This window comes from Endozoicomonas sp. GU-1, from assembly GCF_027366395.1.
GTDB lineage: Bacteria > Pseudomonadota > Gammaproteobacteria > Pseudomonadales > Endozoicomonadaceae > Endozoicomonas.
Window position 1 is genome coordinate 2,132,487 of the sequence record NZ_CP114771.1, and the last position, 12,827, is coordinate 2,145,313.

Genomic DNA, 12,827 nt, shown 5'->3' on the forward strand with positions numbered 1-12,827 from the left:
TCACTCTTCCTCCTGAACGTTGTATTTCCGGTCCAGACGGTTCATCAACCCGATATAGACAAAAATCAGAACCAGAAAGGTATAGATGGAACCCTGCTGGGCAAACCAGAAGCCCAATGGAAAGCCGAAAAAGCTGAATTGATCCAGCTGGTCCACAAACAGTATGCCGCAACCAAATGAAACGGCGAACCAGATCACCAGTAAGGAAAGTAGTATGCGTATGTTCTCCCGCCAATAGGCGGCAGCTGCACTTTGATGATTACCACGGGAAGGATCAGCAGACATGAAAAAACGCTCCTGAAAGTATTATTGTTTTTCTTTTCTTCAGTCACTGAGGACTGCCTGAGTCTCTGACAGTAACAAATGTGGGGAGATGAGCATCTTAGACTTTAGGCTAATACCGGTTTAACACTTTGTCTCAACCCTGTTAGGCTTACAGTCTCTTAAATTGAGACAGGTTATTGAAAGTACTATTTTTAGCCTGCTCCTTAAGATAGCTCTCAGCCGTTAGCAGAACAGAAGCATAGGATTTATCAGGGCTGTGTCCCGGCAATATAGATGATAAATATTCATGGAGTGCCGCAAGATTAAGCCACTTCCTTTGAGCCGGGCCTATACTTTTCTCTAAACTCAGTTGGTACTGAAAATCATAGCTCCCAACTGCTCTACCCAAAAAAGAGCAGACTTTTTCAATCAACAACTCAAGCAAGTTTACTCTCCCACGTGCTTCCCCTTTGAAAAGAGCAGTATTTATTCTTTCACTAATCATTAAATATCCAATTGTTTGAAGCTCCTTTCTGATTCTAAGCACCTTTTCCATGACACTTTCATTTTCAGAGGGTTCAGAAACACTTGCTGTTGCAAACAAGGCAGGAAACTCACCTGCTAATACATCGTATCTATTTTCTCCCACAACGCCACCACCGTTTTTACCGGTATTCCTTGCAATAAAAAACCTTGCCCTGGTAACAATAGACACCGGTTCATTAACAACTTCCTCGCCAGCTGCGGATAATATTTGCAAAAGATAATCAAGTGCAAAAGCGATAACCAGGACTCTTTTATGAGTATCATGCAAGCTGGGGATACCAAAAATAGTATTGCGCTGCAGGTAGCTATCAAGCTCATTTGGACGGTTGGAAATCCAACAGATATTTTCTATGGCCTCTTTGAGAACCTTTAACCTGTTGCTGGCTTTCGTTTTGCTTGATACATCCATTGTCCATATACCCTGCAGCACCATAGAAAGCATCTCGATTGCAACCTTGAATTTATCCTTGTCAATTTCATTTCTGATTACGTTAGCCTGCTCTGCCAAACCCGTTGCAGCAGTATCCAAAACAGGCATGGAAACACCCATCAATCGTTGTTTCTTTATGGGAGGGCCAGAAAAACCCGTTTCCAGTGCTGCTTGCTTTCTTTTCAGAACAGATGAAGTATGAACTTTACTACTTTGAGCAGCCTCTTTTGCCACTATTGAATAATAATTTTGACCGAGTGTTGATGCATGAGATGGGCTATCGTCTTGAGAAAACAGGAGTTCATCAGTGAGCTTTTCATCACATTGTAATTCAAGGTCCATTGATTTGCAGGAATCCGATATAGCCACAGGTGAATCACAGGGTGTTTTCTCACCTGAATCCAGCACTGAGAAAGCTTTTGTTACATCAGCGATAGCAGCAGAGACTTCTTCACAGGACTCCCCTGAAGCCGATGATAATAACGACTCATCCTTGCAATGCGATGTATTTGAGCCAGAATCATGGCATGCTCTTTCATTGTCAGCAGAAGCCAAAAGTAATGGCTTCGGAAAGGTCATGACAATCCTGTTAAAACGTCCCGGCTCCATCAAAGACTCCATGACTTCAGTCTTGACGTTGCAACTATCAATGGGCTCACCCTCAAACGCAGGCTCTGCTGGCAGAGACTCTGGTTCTCTGTAGAACCTCTCACCAAAGTGAAAGGGAAAATCAGATCTCACGGTCTTTTCCAATAATTTCAACCGGGCATCAAGCCGTTCAATAACATAGCCAACATCCCTGCCAACCCACAAGCTCCCAACATCGGAACAGGCATCAAGATGATTATTTAAAAACTGGCACCAGCGCCACAGTAGTTTATTCCTATTCATAGTCGTAGTAACGGGCCTTATCTGCTTTAACCAAGCTGTCAACTCCCTGATTTGATTTCGCCACTTTAAAACAGCCTCTTCAGACCATGTATTTAAATCGGCCTCCATGGTGATGAATTTTTTGTATCGCTTTAATATTTTCAAATCATTGGCATTAATTTCTATATCTGAATACATTGAATCCTTTAACCATCGATTTATCACATTTTTTCTCATCCGATCAAAATCAGCCCTGAAAATACTGACAAACAAAGGTATGAAATTTCTGATCATATCTTTCCATAAGGCAAAAGACTTATTGGTTTTACAAAAGGCGGCCACATTAAACACCTTATCAGTTTCCGTTTCATAAAACCTGTACCTCAGGTAATAGTCTTCCAATGTTAACTTTCTGGCATGACTAACAATGGTTTTTTTTTGCTGATTAGAAAGAAGAGCCTGACTACCCTGATAAAACTTCAGAAGAACTGCAGGTAATAATGTTAACGGCAGACTACCCACTTTGATATTTACCGGAAGCACCTTTGCTTCCTTACTGAATTCACCTGCATCTTCATTGAATGCCTGATAATCAACCAGAGAAATTTCCGAATCAGAATTTTCCACCAAACGGATAAAAAACGGGTCAAGTCCATTGTGTTCTTTTTCAAAGGACAGCAACACCTTAAATGCTGTTATTGAGCAGCTGTTATAGTCTTTCTGGAGATATCCTGACGCTGGCGTGGTCAAAAAGTACAGGCTATTGTCTCGAATATTTTGTACAGAATCTGATATCGCGGCAATGATAAAATTTCTTATCTCCCTGGCTACACAGCTTTTCGGCTGTATTGTTTCATGCAAATAAACAACCATTTTATTACCTGTCTGGATAAATCTGACGGCAATCATGTGTGCAGCAGAATCATTCACAACAAGCATACTGAAAACAGCCTGCCCTCTACCATTTTCAAGCTGTTCAGAAGTGTATTTTTTTAACGCATTTAAAGCACTTTTATCACTGCTACGACCACAATTAAAGACCTCAGGGCAGATTCCATGTTTTCTTTTAAGCACAGAGAGTTCTTCAATCGCTCTGACCGGAAGATGGTATTGCCCATTACTTATCGCTATATCTTTAAAATCAAGTTTCTCTTGGAGCAGAGGGTTCATCTGAACCGTTAGGTCTTTATTTTGATAGGTAGCCACTATTTCCCAGTAGGGTAAACCCTCATCAGAGGATTTATACTCCAATATCACACCTTCACCGGATGATAATGCGATGAATTGCCCCTCCCTGTAATGAACTTTCGTCTTGTTATGAGTTGCTAAATCTGGATGATAAACCCCAAGATAGCTGCCCTTCTTCAGTTTCTGGCTGGTTGAGCATCGTACCTCGTTGACATTGGCATGAGCAGAGTGGGCACCAAGCACAGTGACAACTGAAGAAGCATCCAGACACTCTGACTCTCCACTCCCTTTCGTTGTTGGTAAATCAACGTTATCAGCCATCACTGGTTCAAGATAACATTTAAATGCAGCATTATCATTTTGATCCAGAAGCAAGGTCATTACTCGATCAATAGACCAAAATTGCTGTTCAGGATCATTTGTATATGTTATTCGCCCTACACTGTGCCGTTGCTCTAACTTTAATAAAGGCAAAGGGGGCAACAGTGGATCTCGAATTTTATCGGGGAGTTGCAAAACAACATGCGACAAACCATCAATCACATAGCGTGATTTGGATCTTTTAATATCACGGATTAATAAGGTGTCATTCGCCAGAACCGACTGTTCCAACACCGTCATTGGCTTAATAGATGAATCAACAGGCAAAACACTAAGGCTCCTGAAATTTTAGCGGTAAGAACATATTTTAGATAAACTATTTTTCCATTAGTTCACTTTGAAATTATTGATACCGCATTCCTGATAGCTATTTTGGACATTTGATCAAGATAGAATGAGGAGCCATACCATTTGGGAATTAGAAATTTCGCTTGTTATAATAGCAGGACTATTTTGAGTCATCGGGTATTACGAAGCATTCCAATGAAAATCCTGCTGCTCAAAATGGCTGCACAGTTTACCTGGGAGGTGGAATGGTGATGACTGGCAGCTCCCGCACTGCTGGCTACTAGGAGGCTGTCCGAGAATAGCGCCCGTAGCGAGGATGGCAGAAAATTGAGGATAAAAAGTCGGAAATTTTTAGTGAATAGTGGTTCTATTTACTAAAAATTTCCGACTTTTTAGACCAATTTGCTGCCACCGCAGTAGGGCAGTCTATTCTCGGACAGCCTCCTAGTGGCGATACCATGGCAACCAGAATCCCTGTCAGCTAAGGAGCCTGTCGGACTTAAGACTTACCGGAAAAAAAGGCCGCCATTACCTGTCGGGCTTCTTCGGACACCATTCGCTCAGCAAAGACGATCGCTTCATCATCAATGCGCTGTTGAACATCGCTGCGACGGTTCCGGGTAATCAGCTGTTTGGTCAGCAACAGTGCTTCACGGGGCTTTGCTGCCAGCGCTTTTGCTTTTGCCAGGGCAAATTCAAAGACTTCTTCATTGGCTATTACCGCATTGGCAATGCCATATTCATGGGCGCGCCGGGCATCAAAGAAATCACCCAGCATCAGCAATTCTGAAGCCCGCTGTCGTCCCATAATATCCGGCAACAGCAAACTGGAGGCAGCTTCCGGCACCACGGCGAGATTCACAAAAGGCAAACGCAACCGGGTGTTTTCCCCCACATAAACCAAATCACAATGGAGCAATAACGTCACGCCGATACCCACGGCAATACCGCTGGCTGCTGCCACAATCGGCTTTTTCTGTACCGCGAGCTGGCGTAGCATCTTTATGGCTGCCGGTTCTTCAGAGGTGTCCCGGGTCAGAAAGTCCTTGAGGTCATTGCCAGCAGTAAACATATCAGGCTGGGCAGCAAAGAGAATCACTTTAATACTGTCATCCTGATCAGCACCGATCAGTGCGTCAAGAATGGCTGCGTACATCGCTGTGGTCAGCGCATTCTTTTTCTCAGTGCGGTTGAAGCGTATCGTCAGGATACCCTCCTGCTGTTCGATCAGTATATGCTTCTGCGGATCTGACATGGCGCAAACTCCCTAACACTTTATTGTCATTATTCTGTCGTTCATATTCTATTACAGCTGTTTGCCAATTGGCAGTAGAGAACCTAGGAGGCTGTCCGAGAATAGACTGCCCTACTGCGGTGGCAGCAAATTGGTCTAAAAATTCCGTTTTGTTCGGCAAATAGCCCCGCTATTCACCTCACAAAACGGAATTTTTATCCTCAATTTTCTGCCATCCTCGCTACGGGCGCTATTCTCGGACAGCCTCCTAGCCATCTGTTGTGTGGTTAGCGGGGAATGATTATGAACGTGGTGGCTGGTTGCTCGAATGGGCTATTTTGTTGAACTTATCAGTATCTGTCCGGTCATATTAGAGCATTACCATGAATGCGGATATACCTACACACCAATTTACACAATGAATTCAAGGAGCACCTGCAATGATTCCACAATCCACCCAAATCCCCGCAAGCCCAATTCTACCTGAGCTCAGCACCGCAAGCGACGCTCAAACTTCACAACCCCCCGTCCCCCCGGAACTAAAACAGCTTCAAGACTCTTTTGCCGATCGGTTAAGCGCGGCAAAAAGTGAGTTATCCAAGAACCCTGAGGCGCAACAGGCACTCACCGAAGCACTGGTGGACCGTTTTGGCATTTTTCGCGACAGTGAAAGCGACAGGGAGAATAAAGAGAATTTCCTGTCCATTGCCCTGGCCCAGTGCAATCTTGCCGACCAGGGAAGCATTGAAAAACTCCAACAAGTCGTAAGTCTGCAAAACCAAATTTCCGCCTTCGTAAAAAAAGGGGGTGACTCAGAATACATACAAAACGAAGAACACCTTCTGGAAAATCTGGTAAAAGATCTGGGGGCAATCTCAAGGAAAGACAACAACGAGCGTTCCGGTTTCTTTAGTATGGGCGTTGAACGGCAGGGTTTTGTAGAACAGCATGTCGAAGAATGGTTTCCGAAAGACCTGAGACAGTCCGTTAAAGATGCACTGATCCTCCTGAAGAACCAGATGACATCGGGTACCGATATAGGCCCACTCCCGAAAATCATCACGGATCGAAAGTTTGGAAAGGCGCAGGACCTGGCCCATTTTGCCATTTATTTAAAATCCCCTAACCATTTCGTTTTTACCAAGGCAGGGGGTGAATTTCTGCTTGAATCCGGCAAACTGGAACGGCATTTTGTCAAGAATGATCAACTGCCCACTGTATTAGCAGGCAAAATCCCGGAAGATAAGATGGAAAAGGTAATACAGGCATTATCCCGCCGGGTATCAGAAATGAGCACAGAGGCACTGGTGCTGGCTGCAATCATCACGGACTCCTCACAGGAAAACCTGAAGTTATACCTGAAAGCTGCCCAGATTTTGTCGCTGAAAACACAGGCACAGAAAGACGATCCCGCACTTTCAGATGACACTGCCGTGGCATTGGGACTAGAGCGCAGTGATGCCATGGTTCGAGGGCACTATAAAAGTGGCGCAGCCGCCCGGAGTGCTGCTGATACGCTGCTTAAAAGCTTGACGCCACTGCCTGAAGATATGGCTAAAATGGCCTGAACTTGCCGGTGCTCCCCTTGCTATCTTAAAGGGGCGGCGCTTCCCTGAGAGACTTGCTGAGAATAGCGACCTGCTGAATTTCCATGCTACCGGTAAAGCCTCACCCCTTGTTTTTCACTCGCTATTTCCAGATGCAACTATGATTTCTGGAACTTTTTGCTAACTTTGAGATCCTAGTTTATTTAAATACCAGATAAACAGAAAGCGTATTATTACAAGGCTGTCAGCAAATGAATATTTCAGGGTGTCCATCTCCCCCTAATGATCAAAACCCGAAAGAAACTCGGGAACATCAACCCCAGCTGATGGATCGATTCGGGGATTCTTCAGGTCAACTCTGGCGCAAACACCTTGTTAAAGAGGCTTCAGGGGCTTGTGTACAGGACGGCTTATCTGTCGGAAATACGCCTTATCCTTCTGCCACTACAGTCCCCCCTATGGCATGGTCTCGTGTGCAAGCCTGCCCCGGTGCCACCCATGACCTGCCACAAGGCAATCTTGGTGATGAATTAAAAGCATTGCTGCAAAGCGTTGCCGAATGCACGGACAAACAGCAGCCATTGCCGGTCAGTGACTATAAAACATTTATCAAATACTTCGGGGAGTTTCCGCCCGGGGCCAGGCCGGATCAGCTTGATAGTGAAGATTACTTTTTAAAAATCAAAAAGGACCCTGGTTATTTTAGTGAAGTACCCCTGGAAAAGTTAACACCAGAAATGTGTATACAGGCATTTGTAAAAGCGCCTTATTCGAATATACAGTACATACCCAACAGTATGAAAACCAACGAGTTGTGTCGAGCTTTGGTCATTGATAAGTTTGATACCATTGGTAAGGTACCTGGTGAGATAATCAAACAATGGCTGAACGATGGTTTTTTTGACTTCCTCCTTGAAAAATATAAAGGAGCCATTAAACACATTCCTGAAGCAGCAAGAACTGATGCACACTTTGAAATTGCCTGCAGAAAATCCCACGGTGCGCTGAATTATTACCCGGAGAACAAGCCCGTTAGTGACCGATTATTAACCATTGCCATCGAACACACCGGTGCCCTGAAATTTTACCCGGACCATAAAAAAACAGCAGAACTTTGTGAGGTAGCCTGTCGACGTAATGGATTAGCATTAGAGTATGTTCCTGAACATCTGAAGACCACCGAATTATGCCAACTGGCTGTTGATAATAATGCCAGAGCCCTCGAATTCATTCCGGAAGCCGTCAAAACATTCGATATGTATCTGGCAGCGGCTAAAGGTGGAAAATTATCCAAGACGCTTCCCAAATTTCTAACGGAAACACAACGAACGGAAATATACCGTACTGCCTGTATCGGTGGATACTTAGTATTGGATGCTATTCCAGAACAATATATTACTGATCATTTCCTCAAATCAGTCATTACCAGCAAAGAGCGCAGGGCCAACCCTCTTAAGTTCGCTGCAACTGAAAACCTTTCAAAGTGGGTAGGTAATGATAAGGCGTCTGAGCTGTATGCCCTGGCCGTTAGCCTGTCTCCCGAAGCGCTGAGATATGTACCCAGCGACATTAAAAAAGGAGCAATCCTTGATGCGGCGTTAAAAAATAATCTGTCGGCATTCCAACATGTTTCCCGGGAACACCTGAGTTTCAATGAGCTTTGTCTCATGGCAGCCGTTACCAAAGAGATCGTTAAACCGTCAGATTCGAAGGAGGAAAGCCTGTTATTCAGATTGATCAAGCTTAATCAATTGCCCTATGTACCAACGAATGTTCAGTTGAAGTTTTTAACCTGTCCCGATATTTCACTGGAAGACAAAATAAGCTTCATTGAATCATTAGATGCCCCGACTTATACCTTTCCAGACAAGGTCCTGGCGGCACCACTGATCAGCCAGCAGTCTCCTTTAGCGATCTCATGCACCAATCTATTTCTGATACCCCTGATTTCAACCGCTCACCAGGTTACCGGATTTGCACTGCCCAATGCCGCTGATGGGGAGCACATCAACCGGTATATTGCCGAAAATATGCCGTCATCGTTCGGGCTGAAGGATGTCCCCGAAGAACTTGGCCTGGCAAACAACCCAGCAATCCGGATAGTCGGAGGGCGGACGATGCAATGTCTGCAAGCCGGTGGCCAGGCCATCTATTTTAAATTCCAGAGAGCCGGGGAACCCCTTGAGACGCTGGCCAGGGAAGGCCTGCTTTATCAAGTCATCGCCAATACTCCCGAGCTGGCAGGTAAGTTTAATAGCGTGCTACCAGAGTACCGCGACTTTATGCTGCTCCCCCTGGGCAAAGACCTGGAGTACCTGATTAACCAGTTCGATGACCCGGTGGAAATCACCGAAAGCCATGGCCAGCGATGCATCAATGTCTTTTGCTACACAGCACCCGTTGCCTATGCCCGGTATGCCCATTCGCCAGACACAACAGAGGACTGCCCCTGGAAGCGCCCGGAGCAGGGCATCCTCAGGGCCTGTCACGATGCGGGTTACATGACCAGCATGGGATTGGTGCCGACCAGTATGCTGCAGTGCCTGCACAACACTGAGGACGGCCGGGGCTGGGTCGCCTTGCATTCGGCCATGAATCTGATCACTGACAATGTACACGCGGGCAAATTGACAGCATGGAACACTCTGGCCACCGAAAAGATTGATTTTGGTCACTGTGGCATGCGCGACCTGGGTGATTATGAAACCTTTGGCCATATCCACAGCTGCTTACAGCAGAAAGACACGCTTGAAACCTGTTATATGCCCAAGGTCTCACAACGCATTGCCCTGGCCAACAGTATCTGCGAAATCATTGTGTCGGCGGTACTGGTAAGGTCACGCTTACGTCAGGGCTTTGTCGGCTATCACTACAAAAACCCTCAGGCACTTAACGAAACAGCCGCATTTGTTGAATTGGCCTGCAACCAGTTTTTGTTGGGGCTTATGCCCTCAGCAGACACGCCGATCAACCTACGGTTTCTCCTTGGACGGGACGATGACGAGTATCAGGCCTGGCTTGTCCGGGTCGCGCAGGAAATACTTTACTGGACCGCATTGCAGCCGGATGCTCCCGGCTTTGCCCAGCTCCCTCTGGATGAGTATGACCCGACTGACTGCTATATGAACCACATAAACAATCAGCACCTAAGCGAAGCGCTCTACCCTGATGACGCTTATACTTGCACACATTACGCGAATTTTTATGATATTTATGGCCGGTTAATCTTTGGAGCCGATTACTCGACATTTCCACTGATATCGTTAATGAATGGGCTGACCAAAATGTGTACTGATATATTGAAACAGCTGAATCATTCAGGCAGGCGATAAAATGTTAAACATTCATAACTTCCTCACTTTTGCAGGTATTACCACCTGCAGCACTGCATTTTTTGTCCGGAAGTTTTTAGAGCGATCATGCTGAATACCGTTAAGCCACATGACCTCCCCATTAACGGTATCTGCCAGGTGAGTATTCAGGACAATTTTCTCCAGCCCCCTGTAGCCGGTGTTGAGTTCCAGAAAATCCTCCTCTGTCGATTCGATCAGGTTGACCAGCTGCCTGAGGTTTCTGACTTTTTCCGAGCCAACACTGTCAACCCTTCTCAGAAAGATATTGTGATAACCCCGGTTGGCCTCATGGGGCAGGACTTTCAGGATGACAACCACTTCATCTTCATTGGCAAACCGGAAATTATTGAGTAATACCGGCGTCAGGCCTGCGTAGGAAATCAGGTCATGGCCAGCCCCCATCAGCAGCTCCCGGGTCACTTTGGTAAACACCAGTCCCTGGTAGATAAAGTATGAAGGAGCAGACTGACCATCAAAGCCGAGCAACAAATCATTATTGACCGGCTGAGAGAGGGTAACCGTCAGATCCAGCACCTGTTGGTCACGAATGACCCGAACGCCAAGTTCCTCTCCAACCTGCCGTGAGTGCACCACATAATCCATGGAAACCCGCTCACTGCCCCGGAACACAATGGTTTTATCATGGCCAACGGCATACCCGTCCAGCTCCAGGATAACATCATCCGGCTGCAGTACACCGTCAGCCGCAGAACCCGGTATGACATGGCGAACCAGAACGCCCTTGTTTTCCTTTACCCCATAGACAGTTTTAAAAAAGCCATTTTCAAGCTCTTCCGTTTCGATCCCAAGGCTGGGAATCCCACTGTAATGCCCATCAGCAATATCCTGTAAAAAGTGTCTTATGATATTCACCGGCACAATATGGGCGATATTACTGGCTTCGAAAGGACTGTAACCCTGCATTAACACGCCAATGATCTCGCCATTAACCACGGCAGGGCCACCACTGTTGCCCGGGTTACTGGCGGCATCAATTTGTCCGGCCAGAAATGAGAAGCCGGAATTACTGTAAGGTTGGTATTCCAGACGGGACAGAACCCCCTTGGTTGCACTGATTGTATCGCCACCAATGGGATAGCCAAGCAGCATCAAATCCGTTTGCAGAGGAGGAAGCTTACCCAGGGGGATAGGGTTGGTACCGCTGAAAAACAGCGCATTCTCATGGTCATGGAAAGGCACCAGCAAGGCCAGGTCCAACTCGAGGGAAACCCACAGGGGCCTGAGTTTGTAACGGTCCGTCTGACCATTTTTCCTGCCTTCAATATAGGTATGGGCACTGACTACATGGCTGTTGGTCAGCACAACCCTCTGGCCACTGTCTGGCAGCTGGATAATGGCACCGGAACCATATTTCTGCCTTGGGCCAACGTTGCTCCATGGATTCTGGTGGTCATATTGGTTGAATGAGGTATAGATTTTGATGATCGAATCCCTGACGCCCTGATCTTCTGAATATACCGGCAAAGACTGCGTCATTAGCGGACCGGCCGCATTGCCAGATATCGAGACGGCAAGCAACAGAAAACAAAGGGCTTTAACAATGCAATTCAGCCTCACAACCAAACACCTCAAGGGCTTAAGAAAGAACATTTCAAATTAGCACAAAAAAAATATCCTGCTTGTCCGGGGCTAACGTATGAAATGCTTTATAGATATTTACCTGTCGGGCATCTGATATAATCAGATGCATTGAGTGACGTTCATTTTCAGCATCAGGCAACGCTCCATGATTGTTCTTTCTCCCGACTCTTTGAACGAGATATACGCCCGTCATCCTGACTGGTATCCAGCCATTGCCAACCCGCAGTCTGCCCCGGTGTTTATTGATGGACTGGCAGAGATCATGGCGCAATTTGATCTGATCCTGCTGGACTCCTACGGCGTCCTCTGCCGGGGCAGCTCGCCTATTGCTGGTGCCGCTGAGGCCATTCAGCAGCTAAGGGCAAACAATATCCCATTCTGCGTTGTCTCCAACGACACCCTGACCAACCGATCCGTTGCTGCAGAAAAGTATCAATCCCGGGGGTTTGATTTCACTGCAGATGAAGTACTGACCAGTCTTGATATCACTGAACAGTACCTGCAAGGGCTCACGAACCGTAACCGTGTTGGCGTCATTGCACCGTTGGAGCACCCTGCCAACCACCTGCTGGAAGGCATGGTCCGGCTGAATGGCTGTAATGGCGAGATTCCGGAAAATATTGCTACCCTGCTGTTCCTGACCGGTGCAGGCTGGACGGCAAAAATGCAGGAAAACATGGTCACTACGGCCAATGGGCGTCAGTTTGAACTGCTGGTCGGCAACCCGGACATCGGTGCCCCCCATGGTGACCATGTCACCGCAACACCGGGCTACTTTATCGCTGACCTGGTAGAGCAAACCATTCAAAAGGCAAAACCTGTGCTGTTCGGCAAGCCCGATCCTGTCATTTTTTCAATGGCTATCAAGCAACATCAGATTACCGATCCATCCAGAGTCCTGATGGTCGGGGATACCCTTTATACCGATATTCTGGGAGGCAATGCCATGGGATTCAAAACATTGCTGCTGCAGTGCGGGGTTTACCAGAATGAGGATATTATGGAAGTGATTGCCAGCACGGGAATAAGTCCTCACTATGTAGCGCCGGGCCTGTAACGCACTGAACATCAGGGAATGGGTTAACCGTGACCAGCGAACCATCCCTGATAACGATCAGCAAGCG

The 12,827-nt window shown here is 46.5% G+C and carries 7 protein-coding genes; 3 read left to right on the plus strand and 4 right to left on the minus strand.

Going from position 1 to position 12,827, the window contains the following annotated elements; translation table 11 throughout:
• The 3 genes from O3276_RS08610 to O3276_RS08620 form a co-directional block, all read right to left on the minus strand.
• Window positions 1-285 (minus strand): DUF4212 domain-containing protein, encoded by a 285-nt coding sequence (locus O3276_RS08610; protein ID WP_269675268.1) that lies wholly within the window; start codon window positions 283-285, stop codon window positions 1-3.
• A gap of 148 nt (window positions 286-433) precedes the next feature.
• Window positions 434-3,946 carry a hypothetical protein gene (locus O3276_RS08615; protein WP_269675269.1) on the minus strand — a complete coding sequence of 1,171 codons (3,513 nt, stop codon included), beginning with the start codon at window positions 3,944-3,946 and terminating at the stop codon, window positions 434-436.
• A 520-nt stretch (window positions 3,947-4,466) separates the two neighbouring features.
• The gene (locus O3276_RS08620; protein WP_269675270.1) at window positions 4,467-5,222 is read right to left on the minus strand and encodes an enoyl-CoA hydratase-related protein; all 756 of its coding nucleotides are present in this window, start codon (window positions 5,220-5,222) and stop codon (window positions 4,467-4,469) included.
• Window positions 5,223-5,641: 419 nt separating this feature from the next.
• On the opposite strand from O3276_RS08620, the gene O3276_RS08625 reads away from it, so the two are divergent.
• Both O3276_RS08625 and O3276_RS08630 read left to right on the plus strand, forming a co-directional pair.
• Window positions 5,642-6,769, plus strand: a complete 1,128-nt coding sequence (locus O3276_RS08625) for a hypothetical protein (protein WP_269675271.1) — start codon at window positions 5,642-5,644, stop codon at window positions 6,767-6,769.
• A 230-nt stretch (window positions 6,770-6,999) separates the two neighbouring features.
• Complete coding sequence (locus O3276_RS08630) at window positions 7,000-10,080, plus strand: DUF4116 domain-containing protein (RefSeq protein WP_269675272.1); 3,081 nt, start codon at window positions 7,000-7,002, stop codon at window positions 10,078-10,080.
• A 12-nt stretch (window positions 10,081-10,092) separates the two neighbouring features.
• Here the strand turns inward: O3276_RS08630 and O3276_RS08635 are convergent, their stop codons facing one another.
• Complete coding sequence (locus O3276_RS08635) at window positions 10,093-11,598, minus strand: S1C family serine protease (RefSeq protein WP_269675273.1); 1,506 nt, start codon at window positions 11,596-11,598, stop codon at window positions 10,093-10,095.
• 250 nt (window positions 11,599-11,848) lie between these two features.
• On the opposite strand from O3276_RS08635, the gene O3276_RS08640 reads away from it, so the two are divergent.
• A complete protein-coding gene (locus tag O3276_RS08640; RefSeq protein ID WP_269675274.1) occupies window positions 11,849-12,760 on the plus strand; it encodes an HAD-IIA family hydrolase in 912 nt (303 codons plus the stop codon).
• Window positions 12,761-12,827: the final 67 nt, after the last annotated feature.

Coding starts and splice junctions, on each gene's coding strand:
- O3276_RS08630 (WP_269675272.1), top strand. CDS start 7,000: ATGAATATTTCAGGGTGTCCATCTCCCCCTAATGATCAAAACCCGAAA.
- O3276_RS08635 (WP_269675273.1), bottom strand. CDS start 11,598: ATGACGCAGTCTTTGCCGGTATATTCAGAAGATCAGGGCGTCAGGGAT.
- O3276_RS08640 (WP_269675274.1), top strand. CDS start 11,849: ATGATTGTTCTTTCTCCCGACTCTTTGAACGAGATATACGCCCGTCAT.
- O3276_RS08625 (WP_269675271.1), top strand. CDS start 5,642: ATGATTCCACAATCCACCCAAATCCCCGCAAGCCCAATTCTACCTGAG.
- O3276_RS08620 (WP_269675270.1), bottom strand. CDS start 5,222: ATGTCAGATCCGCAGAAGCATATACTGATCGAACAGCAGGAGGGTATC.
- O3276_RS08610 (WP_269675268.1), bottom strand. CDS start 285: ATGTCTGCTGATCCTTCCCGTGGTAATCATCAAAGTGCAGCTGCCGCC.